We start from the raw sequence: 15,139 nt of genomic DNA, 5'->3' as shown, positions 1-15,139 counted from the left end.
ATGAGGAATATTCACCATGGACGATTTTGTTGGCACCCCGAGTCCGGCGCACGCCGCGGCAGCTGCGTCCGCAGGCGACGGTTGGCAGGAGAATTACGCATATTCGCTGGGAATGCAGGCCTATGTCTGGGGCTTTCCGTGGATCTACAACGCGCAACTGCGCTGGCTTTGGACCACGAAAGAAGGCCAAAAGGTGAGCCAGCAGGCCAACAAGCCGGATCTGTACGCGCCGGTCAACTCGTTCCATCGCAGTCAGCAGCTCGCAAACCCCGAAAACAGCAAGTCCGGCGGCAGCCCCAATTGCGACACGCTGTATGCGACCGCCTGGCTGGACGTGACGGATGATCCGATTGTGATCTCGGTGCCGGCGGTGACCGACCGCTTCTATTGCATCGAGATGGTGTGCATGGATGCCGACAATTTCGCCTATGTCGGGACCCGCTCCACCGGCACGGAGGCGGGCAATTTTCTGATCGCAGGTCCCGGCTGGACCGGCGCGGTGCCCGATGACGTGCTCGACGTTCTGCCGCGCTCACGCACGGTGAGCATCTTCCTGCTCGGACGCACCGGGGTCAATGACACCACCCAGGAGGATCTGGACAAGGCGAACGCAATCCAGGCGCAGTACCAGTTGACCCCGCTGTCGCTTTGGCCCAACACGCCGCCGCCGACGCCGAGCCACGTCCTCGTTCCCGACGGCTTCGACTACAACAACACGGCCGGTGCGTGGCGAACCATGAACGCGGCGATGACGCAGGATCCGCCCGGCCTGCCGCCGGGCATCGCGCAGGATCAGCTCCTGAAGCTGTTTGCGACCGTCGGCATCGGCCCCGGCCAGGACGTCGAGAGCCAGTCCGCAGCGACGCGCGCGGGCCTGCAACGTGCGGCCAAGGATGGGCTCGCGATGCTCAAGTCCATGGCGAAGGGGCACGGCAAGCAGGTCAACGGCTGGACCTATCCGCCGCTCGATCTCGGGCGCGCCGGGCAGAACAGCGACTACATCACCCGCGGCGCGTTGCAGTCGCTCGCCGGCATCTGCGCCAACGATCCGGCCGAGGCGGTCTACATCAACGCATTCAGCGACAGTCTCGGCCAGCAGTTGAATGGCAGCAACAACTACCGGATCATGTTCAGCGCCGGCAGTTTCCCGCCCTGCGACGTGACCAGGCACGGCTTCTGGTCGATCACGATGTACGACTCCGACTACAATCTGGTCGAAGGCTCTTCCCACTACACCATCAACGGCTACTATCCAGTATATCAGGACCGCGACGCCGCGGGTGGCATGACGATCCTGATCCAGAACGCCGAACCCGGTTCGCTTCCGTCCGGCACCTACTGGCTGCAATCGCCAGCGAACGGTACGTTCTATCTGATCCTGCGCGTCTACGTGCCGGATCCCCAGGTGAGCGTCACCCAGACCTGGGCGCCGCCGGACATCGTCCGGCTACCCTAGCCGTTGCGCAATCTAGCCGTTGCGCGATGGGGGCTACGCCGTCTCCAGATCGAAGTCGGCCCACACCGGGACGTGATCGGACGGCTTCTCCCAGGCACGGACATAGCTGTCGATGCCGACCTCGACCAGCCGGTCGGAGGCCTGCGGCGACAGCAGCAAATGATCGATGCGGATGCCCATGTTCTTCTGCCAGGCGCCGGCCTGGTAGTCCCAGAACGTGTACTGCCCCGGCGCGTCGTTGACGGCGCGCAGCGCGTCGGTCAGCCCCAAGCCGAGCAGCGACTGGAAACTCTCACGCGTCTCGGGCCGGAACAGGGCGTCGTCGACCCAGGCTTCGGGATTGGAAACGTCGGCGGCCGCCGGGATCACGTTGAAGTCGCCCGCGAGGATCAGCGGCTCTTCGGTCTTCAGCCGTTCACGCGCATAGTCACGAAGCCGCGACATCCATTTGAGCTTGTAGGGATATTTTTCCGTGTTGGCCGGATTGCCGTTGGGCAGATACAGGCAGGCGATGCGGACCACGCCGCTCTTGAGGCTGACCACGCCTTCGAGGAACCGCGCATGCACGTCCTCGGCATCGCCGTCGAGCCCGGACTTGGTCTCGTCGAACGGCAGCTTCGACAGCAGCGCGACGCCGTTGAACGTCTTCTGACCGTGGGTCACGACGTTGTAGCCGAGCGCCTCGATCTCCAGCCGCGGGAAGGCGTCATCCGTGCACTTGATCTCCTGCAGGCAGACGATGTCAGGCGAACACTCCTTGAGCCAGGTCACGAGATGCTCGATCCGTTGCCGGACCGAATTGACGTTCCAGGTGGCGATGCGCATGGGCTGGTTCCAGGAGGCTCAGAAGATCGGTCCGGTTAGACCAAGCGGCAGGGCCCCCGGTCAAGGCGGTTGGCCGCCGGACTCACAGGCGGGTGCAGGAGGCCATGCATGCTGCCCCATGGCGGCTGACGGCGCCTCCGCGTATTCATGCTGGCAACACCCAAGGAGACCATCATGGACCATCGACGTCTCGGCCATTCCGGCCTGCGCGTGCCGGCGCTCAGCTTCGGCACCGCCACCTTCGGCGGCGGCAACGACTTCTTCAAGGCCTGGGGCGCGACCGACGCTGACGGCGCGACGCGGCTGATCGACGTCTGCCTCGATCATGGCCTGTCGATGTTCGACAGCGCCGACGTCTATTCCAGCGGGCTCGCCGAGACCATCCTCGGCCAGGCCATCAAAGGCAAGCGCAACCGGCTGTTGATTTCCACCAAGGGCACTTTCCCGAAAGGCGACGGTCCGAACGATTACGGCTCGTCGCGCCAGCACCTCATCGAGGCGGTCGATGGTTCGCTGAAGCGGCTCGGCGTCGATCACATCGACCTCTATCAATTGCACGGCCAGGACTACAACACGCCGGTCGAGGAGACCCTGGCGACGCTCGACCAGCTCGTGCGCGCCGGCAAGATCCGCTACATCGGCTGCTCGAATTTTTCAGGCTGGCACCTGATGAAGTCGCTCGCCGCGTCCGACCGCCACGGCACTCCGCGCTACGTCGCGCACCAGGCCTATTACTCGCTGCTCAACCGCGACTATGAGTGGGAGCTGATGCCGCTCGGGATCGACCAGGGCGTCGGCGCCGTGATCTGGAGCCCGCTCGGCTGGGGCAAGCTGACCGGCAAGATTCGCCGGGGACAGCCCGCCAAGCCGGGCACACGCGCCCACGATATCGCCGGCACCGGCCCGCAGTTCGAGGAGGAGCGGCTGTATCGCGTCGTCGACGCGCTGGACGCTGTCGCCAAGGAGACCGGCAAGACCATTCCGCAGGTGGCGCTGAACTGGCTGCTGCAGCGGCCGACCGTGTCGACCATCATCGTCGGCGCCCGCGACGAGCGCCAGCTGGTCGAGAACATCGGCGCCGTCGGCTGGAACCTCAGGGCGGAGCAGGTGGCCAAGCTGGATGCCGCCAGCGACATTCCCGCCGCCTATCCGGTCTGGCACCAGCGCGGCTTCCCGATGCTGAACGAGCGGCGCTGACGGAGGCGCGAAACGGTTACGGATCATCGGCCGCAGGCCTCGCGCCTGCGGCTTCGAGGCGTTTGACGACGTCGTCCGATCGGCGCCGCGCGCCTGCCGTCGCGGCGTCAGTCGACCACGGGCAGCGGCAGCCCCGCCGCATGCGCCCTGATCCATTTCTGCAATTCGGCGACGTGCTCGCTTTCCTCTTCGGTGAACTCTTTCGCGAACACCTTGATTTCCGGATCGTCGGTGGTCTCTAGGATGGTCTTGTAATATTCGTAGCTCGCGGTTTCCGCCTGCAGCGCAATCTCCAGCGCCTCCTCGCGGCCGACGAACGGATCGGCGGCCCAGATCGCGGCCGTCTCCGGGCTCTCCGGACCCGGCCACTGGAATTCGTCGTGCTTCAGCTCGGGCAGGTCGCGGAAGCCGCCGCGCTCCCTCGCCGACGCCAGGTGCAGGCGCGAGTAGTCGGCGAGCTGCCGGAACAGCCGGGCGACCTCGCGATTGCTGCAATTTTCCATCGCATCGGCCAGATGATCGAAGCGATCGGCGGCCTCGCGCTCCAGACGGATGGCGTGGACCAGGAATTCCTCAACGGTCATCATCGGTGCCTTCCTTCGTCGTTCAGGGTCTGCCTTGTCGCGAAGGACGCGCGCTGCGAGCCGCGCACGTCCCTCGGCTTGCGAGTGTCCGATCAGCTCAATTGAGCGGCTGCGCGGCCGTCTTCTGCAGCCACTCCTCGCGGATGATCCAGGCCTCGAGCAGGCGGACGTGCTCGGCTTCCTCCTTGACGAACTCCTTGGCCATCACGGCGATCTCGGAGATCCTCGTCTTGGCGGCGATCGACACGTAGAATTCGTAGCCGCGCTTCTCGCCTTCCAATGCCGCCTTGAGCGCGTCCAGCCGCGACAGCGCGGCGTCGCCGGCCCACAGCGAGGTGCGCTCCGGCGTCTCATGGTCCGGCCAGGCATAGTCCGGCGGGATCACCTTGGAGAGATCGATGTTGGCGGCGCGCGATTTCGCCTCGGCGAGATGCAGCCGGGAGAAGCCGGCGAGCTGCCGGAACAGCGCCGCCACCTCGGTGTTGCCATGCTCTTCCATCTTGGCCGCGATGATGTCGAAGTGCAGCGCCGCATCCTCCTCGACCTTGACGGCGTAGCCCAGGAATTCGTCGAGCGAGGCGATCTCGACGCCGCCCGTGTAGTTCTTGACCGCGTGGGTGATGTGCGGCCCCGGAGGCGGCACGGTCTCGTCGCCCTTGAACTTGACGAGAATGTCCTCGTTGCGGACGAAGCACTGGCAGGCCAGCCGGTATTGCGGCGGCATGTCGTTGACCTCGGCGTCCTCGATCTCGACCTTCGAGATCTTGCCGAGCTGCTTCAGCATCTCCTTTTCTTTCTCGGTCAGCGCGATCGCGTATTTGGTCTTCGGGTTGAAGTGCGTGACCTCGACGAGGCAGGAGCCGCACTCGCCGTCCTGACAATCGAACGGGATCGGAATCTTGTGCGCCTTGGCGACGCCGAGAATGGTGCCGCGATCGCCTGCGATCGCATAGACGGTGATGTCCCTCGACAGCGAGGGGGATGAGAAAGTGACGTTGGCCACGGGCGTCTCCTGTCGGCGGCTGTCGGTGTGCCGCGTTGTCGTGTTGCGTTCAGCGTGCGTTCGCCGTCCTGTCAGCAAGTCGCGTGCCATTAGTTCAACTAATTGATATCGGATGCCAATCCATGTCCGCGCCGTGCCGGATGGCGATGGCGCATTCCGCCCTGCGTGCTAGCCGACAAGCGCACCGGAGCGGCCCATTTGATCTGGGTCAACTGGAGGCCGTGCGCCGGAGCACGCGTGTCCCTTGCCATTGCAAACTCACCGTGGCGTCGATGCAGGTCACGGGTTCCCGGAAGGATCATGCGCGCCGAGACGGGCGGCGATCCGGACGAGGCGCTCGGCCGTTCGGTTTGCTGTGGATGGGCGGGACGCGCCGCCGCCTGCGTCACGAGCACGTTTGACGGCGAGGCGGGCGAGGCGATACCATGCAGGCCGATCGTGACGCAGCCGTGCTTCGGTCATTCTGGAGCCGCTGCAGCGGGGGGCGTCGACCCCGTATCGATCGGCGGTTGAGCCTCACGACTGTGCCGGACCCGCAGTCTTCAATGTGACGATGTTTGGCTCACTAAGTCGTCCCGGCGAACCGCTTCAGGTTTTCTTGTTATAATGATCGCGATGTCAGTGAATGCGCCCTCTCCCCTTGTGGGAGAGGGCATGCAGGACAGCGAGACAAACTCGGTCGGGTGAGGGGTCTCTTTCCACGAGCGCCGCTTGCGGCGAGAAACCCCTCACCCAACCGAGTTCGCGGATGGGCCGCACATGCCCTCTCCCACAAGGGGAGAGGGCGCTGTATCTGGCAGTTCGCTGGCTGCACGAGTGAAGGCCCAGACGCGCGGGACGTGCACGTCGCGCAATCAAACGCTCCATCCCTCCGCCGGATACGCCATCGCATCGCCCGGCCTGATCTCCGCCCCCAGCCCACTCCGAAACCGGCTCGCATAAAACGCCAGCGGGAGGCCGTCCTGGTGGTGGCAGCAGCGGACCTCGCCGATGAACAGCGTGTGGTCGGCGATCTCGACCGTGCTCACGACCTCGCAGCCGAACTGCGCGATCGCCTGCGGCAGCAGGAAGAAGCCGTCGCACGCGTCCAGCACCGGCGCGCCTTGTGCCATCGCCGCACCGGCAAAGTGCCGGCCGATCGCGACGTCGTCGGCCGCGAGCACGTTGACGGCATAGCGGCGCGTCGTGCTTACCGCCTGCCAGGTGCGGCCGCGCTTCAGCGAGACCAGCACCGTCGGCGGCTGCATCGAGACCGTGGTGAAGCTGTTGGCGGTCATGCCGACCGGCGCGCCCTCGGCATCGCTGCTCGTCACCACGGTGACGCCGGTAGAGAACCGCGACGCCGCCGCGCGAAAACGCGCCGGATCAGCATGATGACTCATGAGCCGCTCCACCTCACGCCGCGAGTTGCGTCCGCTCGTCGATCCAGGCGTGGATGCGCCGGTCGCTCGCCAGCCGGTCCCATTGCCGCTCCGGATAGTTGAAATTGTCGGTGAACTCGTCGCAGAGCGCACGGTTCTGCGCCATCGTGACAATCAGCCGGCCCATCGCTTCGGACGGCGGCTGCAGCATCAGATTGGTCCAGCGCGACGCCGCGATCACCCGGTTTTCGCGCGCGCGATCGACCGTTTCGACGAAGCGGTCGTCGAACGCCACGGCGTCCACGATCGCCTTGCCGAGCTCGAACGCGGCGTAGGAGGCCATGTTCGCGCCCTGGCCCATCATCGGGTCGACCACCGAATGCACGTCGCCCAAAGCGATCGAGATCTTGCCGTCATCGAAGCTCACCGAGGAACGCCGCACCGTCGGCACCACGGCGCCCTGCAGCAGGTCCAGCGGCTGCAGATCGAAGCGGTGCGTGTCGATCTTGTTGTAGGTGTGCGGATGATGCTTCTCGAGCTTGTCGAGCATCGTCTGCCGGAAGCCTGCCGGATCGGCGTCGTAGTTCAGCGACACCAGCTCGGCCATGTCGCCGCCCGGGATGTTCTCCATCAGCAGCGCCGTCTTCATGCCGCCGAAGCTGAGCGTCGGGATCACGATCATCTCCCCATGCCCGGGCGACACCGACAGCGTCACCCCACGGGGATCGTCGCCGCCGGGGCTGCCGTGATCGACGCCGTCATACAGCCCGACGCAGAGCAGGCGCTGCGGCTGGCTGTAGGGCGACAGCTCCGGCCGGTGATTGAACATCCGCCCGAGCGCGCCCTTGCCGGTCGACACCACCAGCAGGTCGAAGCGGGCGACCAGCGCCGGAATGTCGTCGTCCTGGATGCTGGCATATTCGATCGTACCGCCGCGGTCCTCGAAGTCCTTCATCAGCGCCGGCAGATAGATCCGGTAGTCGACGGCGCGGCTCGGCTGCTTGAACGCGCCGCGGAAGAGCAGGGGGCTGCCCGGGAAATTGAAGAAGTGATCATGGTGGTGATAGACGACATCGGGATCGTCCCAGTGGTTCACGCCGAGCTCGGTCTCGCGCGCCACCGTGATGCCGTGATGCGCCACCGTGTTCATCAGCCGCGTTGCAGCATACTGCTCCGGCTCGCGGTCGGTCAGCACGGTGGCCTGGATGCCGTGCTTCTGCAGATAGAGCGCGAGATGCAGTCCGCCGATGCCGGCGCCGACGATCCCAATCGACTTCTCCATGGGTCTCCCTCCGTTTGATTTTTTTGAGAGGCTAGACCAGTCCTCCGGATGCCGTATAGGGAATGGCAAGAATAAAACTCATTCCGGGGAGGAATGGATGGACCGGATCGACGCGCTGCAGACCTTCATCCGGGTCATGGAGGCCGGCAGCTTCACCCAGGCCGCGGCCGATCTCGGCCTGGGCCAGCCCGCGATCACCAAGCGCATCGCGCTGCTGGAGGAGCAGTTCGGCTGCCGGCTATTCGTCCGCACCACGCGCAAGCTGCGTCCAACGCCCGAGGCCGACCGGGTGCTCAAGCTCGCCAAGGACATCGTCAGTTTGTTCGAGAGCGCCGGCGTGCCGTCGCCGAAACGCGTCGGCGCCCCGTCGGGCACCTTGCGGATGACGGTGCCGACCTCGTTCGGCCGCTACTTCTTCGCCGACATTTTTGCGGAATACGGCCGCCGCTATCCCGACGTGCGATTGGACATCCGCTTCACCGAGCAGTTCGTCGACCTCGTCGAGACCGGCACGGAGCTCGCGATCCGCATCGGCGTGCTCTCCTCGAGCTCGCTGGTCGCGCGCCGCGTCGGCACCGTCAAGCGGCTGCTGGTCGGCGCGCCATCGCTGCTCGCGCGACACCGCCCCCCGCGCCTCCCCAACGATTTGCGCCAGCTGCCCTGCGTCACCTATTCACGGCTGTCGCCGAAGAACGAATGGAGCTTCGAATCCGAAACCGGCCGCCACGTCGTCGGCATCACGCCGTCGCTCACCTGCGACGACGCCGACATCATGACATCAGCCGCACTCGAAGGCCTCGGCGCAGCGGTGCTGCCGGACTGGTGCGCCGTCGAGCACATCGCGTCCGGAAAGTTGATCCACCTGCTGCCCGACTACGACGTCCCCTCGCTGCCGCTCCACGTCGTCTATCCCGACCCGCAATGGATGTCGCACCGGGCGCGGTTGTTTCGTGACCTGATCATCGAGCGCGCCGACGTGTTCGCAGTCGGCGCGCTGCAGTGAAAAGAATGGTAAGGTGGGCAAAGGCGCACAGCGACGCGCCAGCGTCGCGAGCACCGTGCCCACCGCGACCGGGCGCGCCGCAAGATGGTGGGCACGCGATCGCCTGCGGCGCTCGCTTTGCTCACCTGACGGACTGTTCGTGAGACAAGATGCTGGACGTGCGGTCGCTTGCAGTGTCCGCTTCGCTCACCCTGCGAACTTTACATGATCAGTGGTCGCTGCCACCAACCCCGCCAGCATCATCGCCCCCGGCATGGTAACCGCTGCTGTGATCTCCCGACGCTGCGTCGGAATGATAGAAGTGCCAGCGATGAGCGTCGATCACCATCGATGTGTACAGAGCTCTCACGGCGCCATATTCAGGATCCGTCGTCGTGAGGTGGCTGAGCTTTTCGCGGAGGGTCTCGATGTCTCTCAACCGGGCTCGCTTGTTGAACAGCCAATAGATGCCGAGGCTCACCGGCATCAGCATCAAGACGCCGAAGAACGTCACCCACGCGACAGCAGGCCCGGCAAACACTTGCACCATTCTTCCGTCTCCTTGCTTTGCAGATGGACGGTGCAGATCAGTCTCGCACGGCTGCGCAAGCGCATCAACTTCGTAGAGAGGTACCGGTTGCGCAGAGCGCTCCCTGGGGACCGCGGCTTGTCTCGCCGCCTTCCGCAGAATCTTCCTGCCGTCATTGCGAGCGAAGCAATCCAGGGCTGCGCGAGGACTCTGGATTGCTTCGCTTCGCTCGCAATGACGAAGATGATGAACCTGAGATGGGAAAAGCCATCCGGAATGCGGCGTGATACGGCGCAAACTCTCGTTAACGCTGAGTACGAACATCGTCGGCCCTCTGATTGACGCGACGGCGCCTCTCCCTGCAATCTCCGCGCGATTGCGAGAACACTTATATTGCAGGGGCAGGGGAGCGATGAACGAGGCCGCAAAGCCAGGCATTCCGCTGTGGTTCAAGCTTGCTTATAGCGCGTTCTGCGCGGTGCTGGTGCCGACCTATCTGATGGCCTATGGGCCGACCAACTTCCTGTATTTCTGCGACGTCGCGCTGCTGACCACGCTGGCCGCGGTCTGGTTGGAGAGTCCGCTGCTGGCCTCCGCACCCGCGGTCGGAATCCTGTTGCCGCAGGCGCTGTGGGTGGTCGACTTCCTCGGCACGGCTGCGGGCCTGCCGATCACGGGCATGACGGCCTATATGTTCGACGCCAAGCTGCCGCTGTTCACCCGCAGCCTGTCGTTCTTCCATTTCTGGCTGCCCTTCGTGCTGGCGTGGCTGGTGTGGCGGCTCGGCTATGACCGTCGCGCTTTTGCAGTCTGGACCGTCGCGGCCTGGGCGTTGCTCTCGGTATGCTACTTCCTGATGCCTGCTCCGCCCGCGGTCAGCGATCTGCCGGTCAACATCAACTACGTCTATGGCCTCAGCGATGCCGTGGCGCAGAGCTTCATGCCGGGACCTGCGTGGTTTGCGATGCTGCTGATCGGCCTGCCGCTGGTGATCTTCTATCCGACGCACCGGATCCTGCAGCGGTTTGCGGGAAGGGCTCCGGCGCTCTCGGGAATTCCAGTGCGGTCCTGATCGGCATGAAATCGTAGGGTGGGCAAAGGGGCGCAGCGACGCATCGGCGTCGCGAGCACCGTGCCCACCGGCATCGTGCGCGGAACAAGATGGTGGGCGCGAAGCCGCCTGCGGCGTCCACTTTGCTCACCCTACGTTTTCTTTGACCACGCGCCCCTCCGCCTTCATTGCAAGCGAAGCGCGTTGCGCTCGCAATGACAGCGGAGCGAGGGTGAGATCACATATGCAGGGGCGGCGAACTCTGCTGTCGTCCCGGCCTTGAGCCGGGACCCAGAACCTCAGGCTTTGGTGTGGGGCAGGCGCGTCGTTAGCATCGTGCTCACCACGACGGCCGCGGAGTATGGGTCCCGGCTCAAGGCCGGGACGACACCGTTGGTCGTTGCGGGAGCTGGGCAGTCACACGAAGCGAAATAATCCAAGGTCCCGTGCGCGGCTCTGGATTGCCTCGCTTCGCTCGCAAGGACGAAGATGATAGAGCTGGCCTCGAACGAACTCCTGTAAACCTTGAGACGAGAGAACGACGATGCGGCTGGCTGTGATTTCCGACGTGCATGGCAATCTGCCGGCGCTGGAGGCTGTGCTCGCGGACATCAAGACCCGCGGCGTCGATGCCACCGTCAATCTCGGCGACTGTGTGACCAGTCCATTGTGGCCGCGCGAAACATTCGAGCTGTTGCAGTCGCTGACGCTGCCCACCGTACGAGGCAACCACGACCGCTGGATCGAGGAGTTTCCAGACGAGAAGCTCTCGCCCGCCGGGCGCTTCGCGCGCGCCGCGCTGACCGCCGAGCAGCGCCGCGTGTTGCATGCCCTGCCGCCGCGGCTCGCGCTGGAGCATGGCATCCTCGCCGTCCACGGCACGCCGGACGACGACTGCGCCCTCCTGCTGGAAGAGATGCTCGACGATGGCCGCTATGTTCCGGCGCGCCGCGATGTGCTGGCCGCGCGTCTCGTCAATCTCGGCGGCGCCACGCTGGTGCTGTGCGGCCACAGCCATCGGCAAGCGATGGTGCAGGTGCCGCGCGGTCCTCTTGTCGTCAATCCCGGCAGCGTCGGCTGCCCCGTGTTCGGCGACATCCCCATCGCGGCGCAACTCGAATATCGCTCGCCGCACGCGCGCTACGCCGTGCTGACGGAGCGGCGCGGACATTGGCAGGCCGAGCTGCTGGCGCTGGCTTACGACTGGGATCACGCGGCGGCGCGCGCCGTCGAGAATGGTTTTCCGCACTGGGCCGGTGCGTATGCATCCGGCGCCGTGATCTGAACGCATATGAGACGCTGGTGAGAAGTCCGACGAACCTTGCAGCCAGCAGGGACGGAGCACTAGCCCACGGAAATGTTCATCGCGATAATCCCGGATCCCGGTTGCCCGTCGGGCAAATCGGTCTGCTTGTTTGCGCGCAGTTGCCTGCATCCAGCGGCGCTGCCCGGCTTGAATCCGCCTGCGCGCGCAAACTAATTCCGTCAGCGCGATCAAGCTGATTTGGCCTGTCCAGTCTCCGCCGCAGAAATATATCCGTTTCGTAATTTCGGAATTTGTGTTCTCCTGTCGGCGTCCCGCCCCGGCACGAGGGGCGTATCGCGATCGTCACGACACGCGGGGTGGGATGCGATGGGCGCTTGGAGCCGCAGCATGGCGTGATGCCGTGCGGACGAACGGCTCCGGCGCACGCCGAAATCGCATGGTCCTGGTCTCCCGACGCCGAGGCCACGCCGGTGGTGACGATGATCCGGGCAAGACAGCCGGTCCCCGGGGAGAGTGCGTATAAGGCGTAGAGCCGTCGTGCAGGGAATGCCGGTTGACCGGCTGGACCTGTGGTGACTGCCGCCTGCTTTCTTTTCTGCAGGCGGGCCATGGGTTGCGGCCAGCACCCGGCATTCCCTGCGCCCTCGTTTTCACCGAGGGCGACATCGAGATGCAAAGCTCGGGCAGATCATGCCGCGAGAACGACGACCTGTTCGCTTGCGCCGCGCGGTGAGGCGCTCCACGGCCCATCGGTTCGTGCATTCAGGGCCGGGAAGGACCTGGTTCCGTAATTCTACGGGCGAAACAATTAACGTCGCTGAAGCAGCCGATCAGGCATGGCAAGGGATCACAAGGAAAGCACTGCGCCCTCATGAATTGGCCTGGGGATCCCACGAGCTCGAAGCGAACTGCAGGCGCCGGCCCGCTGGGCGCGTTCTTCCTTTGGATCGGCGGCTTCGGGGCCATCGAGGGCCTCGACGACGAAGCGCTCACCGAGCGCGATCGCCGGCGCATCCGTGCGCGGCAGATCGATGCCGTCGCACGCCTGGTCCCGGTGACGATCGGCATCAACTTCGCCAATGCCGCCATCATTCTCGGCGTATTCTGGAACACCGTCTCCAATCTCTTCCTCACCGCGTGGGGCGCGGCGATCGCGCTGGCCGGCGGCATGGCGCTGCGCGGCTGGTGGCGTGCACGCAAGTCGCGTCCGCAGGAAGCCTCGGAGCGCGCCATCAATCGGATGACGCTGCAGGCCTTCTTCCTCTCGGCGGTCTGGGGCTCGCTGCCGCTGATCGTGATGCCGCAGGTCGATCCGCATCTGCAGATCATCGTGGGGTCGCTGATGACCGGGATGATCTCCGGCGGCGCGTTCGCGATGTCCAGCGTCCCGCGGGCCGGCCTGACCTATACCTGGACGCTGATGCTGTGCTCGGTCGGCTCGCTGTTTCTGTGCGGCGGCGCGACCTACCTCGTGCTCGTCGTCTTCCTCGCGCTCTACTCGTCCTTCATGGTCCGCCATTTGGTGTCGCACGGCAACGTGTTCCTGGAAAACCTGAAGGCGCAGATCCGCCACGAGCGCCAGAACGAGACCATCTCGCTGCTGCTCAAGGAATTCCAGGAGAATGCCGCGAGCTGGCTGTGGCAGACCGATGCCGAGGGCCGCCTGATCGACGCGCCGCAGCGCTTCGCTGACGTGGCGCAGCTGCCGCTCGATCAGCTCAAGGGTGAGCGGCTGATCGATACGCTGAAATATCTTTGTCCGACCGATACGGCGACGCTCAAGACGCTCGCGGATCGCATGACGCAGCGGCTGTCGATCCCGGAAAGCCTGATCCATGTCGTGGTCGCCGGCGGCGAGCGCCGCCGCTGGGCACTGACGGCGCGGCCGGCGCGCGACTACGAAGGCAAGTTCGCCGGCTATCGCGGCTTCGGCCGCGACGTCACCGAGCGCTGGCGCGCCGAGCAGGCGGAGGCCGAGAGCAGGGCCAAGTCCGACTTCCTGGCGATGATGAGCCACGAGATCCGTACGCCGATGAACGGGGTGCTCGGCCTTGCCTCGACCCTGCTCGAGACCAAGCTCGACGATGATCAGCGCCACGCTGTCATGACCATCCGCGAGTCCGGCGACAATCTGCAGCGCATCCTCAACGACATTCTCGATCTGTCGAAGCTCAACGCCGGCAAGCTCGAATTCGAGACGGTCGATTTCTCGCCGGCCGCGCTGGTCGAGGCCGTCACCGCCATCATCGGCGTCAATGCCAAGACCAAGAGCCTGCTGGTCAACGCCGATATCGATCCGAAGCTGCCGCCGTCGCTCAAGGGCGATGTCGCGCGCATTCGCCAGGTGCTGATCAATCTCGCCTCCAACGCGGTGAAGTTCACCGAGCAGGGCGGCGTCACCATTGCCGTTGCCTGCCGCACGCGCGACGATCACAAGGCCACCATCGAGTGGCGCGTGTCCGACACCGGCATGGGCATTCCCGCCGATCGCGTCGGCAAGCTGTTCACCGATTTCGCGCAGGCCGATGCCTCGATCAACCGCCGCTTCGGCGGCACGGGGCTCGGACTTGCGATCTCCCGGCGCATCATCGAGCAGATGGGCGGGGTGATCTCGGTGTCCTCGGTGCAGGGCGAAGGTTCGACTTTCCGCTTCAGCCTGACCCTGCCGTGGAGCGACAAGCAGGTCTCCGATCAGCGCGGCGACCGGGTCGGCGCCGGCGACCTGAAGGCGCGCATCGAGGCGCTCGGCCGCCCCTTGCGGGTGCTGATCGCCGAGGACGATGCCACCAACCGTATGGTGGTGTCGAAGATGCTGCAGGAGTTCGCGGTCGACAAATGCATCGTGCCGGACGGCTTGCAGGCGGTGAAGGCGGCCTCCGAGCAGGAGTTCGACCTGGTGCTGATGGACGTCCGCATGCCCGAGATGGACGGCATCACGGCCACCAGGACCATTCGTGCCAAGGGCGGCCGGTTGGCCGAGTTGCCGATCATCGCGCTGACGGCCAACGCCTTCCCCGACGACATCAAGCAGTGCCGCGAGGCGGGCATGACCGACTTCCTCGCCAAGCCGTTGCGCAAGCCGGCGATGGTGGCCGCGATGCTGAAGGCGATCGGCACGTCGGCGCCGAGCATCGAGGCGCCGGCCCTGGCGCCGTCAGACAGTCCGGTTGCGGCGGCCGAGGTCTGAGACGGAGGAGTCCGAGACGGAGGAGGGGCCCGTCAGATCGAGAAGCTGGTGCCGCAGCCGCAGGAGGCGGTGGCGTTGGGATTGTTGATCCGGAACGAGGCGCCCATCAGGTCGTCGACGAAGTCGACCTCCGAGCCCGCCAGGAACGGCACCGAGGCCGGATCGACCAGCACCACGGCGCGGTCGCGCTCGATCACGAGATCGTCCTCGGCCTTGGCGCGATCGACGTCGAACTTGTACTGGAAGCCGGAGCAGCCGCCGCCCTCGACCGAGATGCGCAGCATCGCGCCGGCCGCTTCCTTGCCGAGAATCTCGCCGATGCGGCGGGCGGCGCGTTCGCTGATGGTGACGGGGCCGGTCGCGGCGTCGGTCATCGAGGCATCAGTCATGGCAGGAGGTCTCCGGATAGCGCGTC

The 15,139-nt window shown here is 65.3% G+C and carries 13 protein-coding genes; 6 read left to right on the top strand and 7 right to left on the bottom strand.

Features of this window, described 5'->3' with window-relative positions:
• Positions 1–16: 16 nt before the first annotated feature.
• On the top strand, positions 17–1,456 hold the full coding sequence (locus tag NLR35_RS02615; RefSeq protein ID WP_257164987.1) for a DUF1254 domain-containing protein: 1,440 nt from the start codon (positions 17–19) through the stop codon (positions 1,454–1,456).
• 33 nt (positions 1,457–1,489) lie between these two features.
• Here NLR35_RS02615 and xth read toward each other — a convergent pair whose 3' ends face one another.
• A complete protein-coding gene (gene xth / locus NLR35_RS02610) occupies positions 1,490–2,281 on the bottom strand; it encodes an exodeoxyribonuclease III (protein ID WP_006614362.1) in 792 nt (263 codons plus the stop codon).
• Between the two features lie 174 nt (positions 2,282–2,455).
• On the opposite strand from xth, the gene NLR35_RS02605 reads away from it, so the two are divergent.
• Positions 2,456–3,478 (top strand): aldo/keto reductase, encoded by a 1,023-nt coding sequence (locus tag NLR35_RS02605; protein ID WP_257164986.1) that lies wholly within the window; start codon positions 2,456–2,458, stop codon positions 3,476–3,478.
• Between the two features lie 107 nt (positions 3,479–3,585).
• Here NLR35_RS02605 and NLR35_RS02600 read toward each other — a convergent pair whose 3' ends face one another.
• From NLR35_RS02600 to styA, 4 genes are all read right to left on the bottom strand, one after another.
• Complete coding sequence (locus NLR35_RS02600; protein ID WP_257164985.1) at positions 3,586–4,065, bottom strand: ferritin family protein; 480 nt, start codon at positions 4,063–4,065, stop codon at positions 3,586–3,588.
• Between the two features lie 94 nt (positions 4,066–4,159).
• Positions 4,160–5,065, bottom strand: coding sequence for a 2Fe-2S iron-sulfur cluster-binding protein (locus NLR35_RS02595; protein WP_257164984.1), 906 nt, complete (start codon positions 5,063–5,065; stop codon positions 4,160–4,162).
• A gap of 854 nt (positions 5,066–5,919) precedes the next feature.
• Positions 5,920–6,447, bottom strand: a complete 528-nt coding sequence (locus tag NLR35_RS02590) for a flavin reductase family protein (RefSeq protein ID WP_257164983.1) — start codon at positions 6,445–6,447, stop codon at positions 5,920–5,922.
• Positions 6,448–6,460: 13 nt separating this feature from the next.
• The gene (styA, locus tag NLR35_RS02585) at positions 6,461–7,708 is read right to left on the bottom strand and encodes a styrene monooxygenase subunit StyA (protein WP_257164982.1); all 1,248 of its coding nucleotides are present in this window, start codon (positions 7,706–7,708) and stop codon (positions 6,461–6,463) included.
• Between the two features lie 97 nt (positions 7,709–7,805).
• On the opposite strand from styA, the gene NLR35_RS02580 reads away from it, so the two are divergent.
• The gene (locus NLR35_RS02580) at positions 7,806–8,711 is read left to right on the top strand and encodes a LysR family transcriptional regulator (RefSeq protein WP_257164981.1); all 906 of its coding nucleotides are present in this window, start codon (positions 7,806–7,808) and stop codon (positions 8,709–8,711) included.
• Positions 8,712–8,919: 208 nt separating this feature from the next.
• Here the strand turns inward: NLR35_RS02580 and NLR35_RS02575 are convergent, their stop codons facing one another.
• Positions 8,920–9,240 carry a hypothetical protein gene (locus NLR35_RS02575; protein ID WP_257164980.1) on the bottom strand — a complete coding sequence of 107 codons (321 nt, stop codon included), beginning with the start codon at positions 9,238–9,240 and terminating at the stop codon, positions 8,920–8,922.
• Positions 9,241–9,631: 391 nt separating this feature from the next.
• On the opposite strand from NLR35_RS02575, the gene NLR35_RS02570 reads away from it, so the two are divergent.
• From NLR35_RS02570 to NLR35_RS02560, 3 genes are all read left to right on the top strand, one after another.
• A complete protein-coding gene (locus NLR35_RS02570; RefSeq protein ID WP_257164979.1) occupies positions 9,632–10,291 on the top strand; it encodes a hypothetical protein in 660 nt (219 codons plus the stop codon).
• Between the two features lie 523 nt (positions 10,292–10,814).
• A complete protein-coding gene (locus tag NLR35_RS02565; RefSeq protein ID WP_257164978.1) occupies positions 10,815–11,555 on the top strand; it encodes a metallophosphoesterase in 741 nt (246 codons plus the stop codon).
• 853 nt (positions 11,556–12,408) lie between these two features.
• The gene (locus tag NLR35_RS02560; protein WP_257164977.1) at positions 12,409–14,724 is read left to right on the top strand and encodes an ATP-binding protein; all 2,316 of its coding nucleotides are present in this window, start codon (positions 12,409–12,411) and stop codon (positions 14,722–14,724) included.
• Between the two features lie 32 nt (positions 14,725–14,756).
• Here the strand turns inward: NLR35_RS02560 and erpA are convergent, their stop codons facing one another.
• Complete coding sequence (gene erpA / locus NLR35_RS02555; protein WP_257165230.1) at positions 14,757–15,098, bottom strand: iron-sulfur cluster insertion protein ErpA; 342 nt, start codon at positions 15,096–15,098, stop codon at positions 14,757–14,759.
• Between the last annotated feature and the right edge of the window lie 41 nt (positions 15,099–15,139).

It is taken from the genome of Bradyrhizobium sp. SRS-191 (assembly GCF_024586915.1).
Classification (GTDB): Bacteria; Pseudomonadota; Alphaproteobacteria; order Rhizobiales; family Xanthobacteraceae; genus Bradyrhizobium.
The sequence above is the reverse complement of the archived record's forward strand: the minus strand, read 5'-3'. Positions and strand labels throughout refer to the sequence as shown.